This window comes from Vibrio sp. 811 (genome assembly GCF_033339195.1).
On the sequence record NZ_JAWOUB010000341.1, the window covers coordinates 1 to 744 of the forward strand.

General features: G+C 47.7%; 1 protein-coding gene. It reads left to right on the forward strand.

From position 1 onward, the window contains the following. The coding region (locus R7Q46_RS26760; RefSeq protein WP_318078168.1) for an NAD(P)/FAD-dependent oxidoreductase at window positions 1–744 on the forward strand (744 nt) is incomplete at both ends.

Genomic DNA, 744 nt, shown 5'->3' on the forward strand with positions numbered 1-744 from the left:
CAAATGGGTAGCCTTCAAGACATCGACCGTGAACGTAAAGTGATCATTTTAAGTGAGCTGAAAGACGAGCACGGTGAACTTCTTATGCCAAGCCGCGAGCTAGAATACGATCTTCTAGTGATGGCGATTGGTTCAACATCGAACGATTTCAACACTCCAGGCGTTCGCGAAAACTGTATTTTCCTAGATAGCCCAGAACAAGCGCACCGTTTCCGTACAGAAATGAACAATGAGTTCCTAAAGCTGCATGCGAAAAACGGTAACGGTACAGTGGATATCGCGATCGTTGGTGCTGGTGCAACGGGCGTTGAGCTATCGGCTGAGCTGCACAATGCCGTGAAAGAACTTCGCACTTACGGGTTTGGTGATCTAGATTCAAGCAAGCTGAATGTTAACCTGATTGAAGCGGGCGAGCGCATTCTTCCTGCATTGCCACCACGTATTTCGTCTGCGGCGCATCAAGAGCTTGTTAAGCTGGGTGTAAACGTTCGTACAGCAACGATGGTGACTAAGGCGGAGAAAGACGGCCTAACTACCAAAGATGGCGAAAAGATTCCTGCGCAAATCATGGTTTGGGCTGCGGGTATCAAAGCACCTGATTTCATCAAAGACATTGCAGGTCTAGAAACAAACCGTATTAACCAATTGGTTGTGAAAGGAACACTGCAAACAACGCGTGATGACGATATTTTTGTTATCGGCGACTTGGCGCAATGCACACAACCAGACGGCTCATTTGTGCCA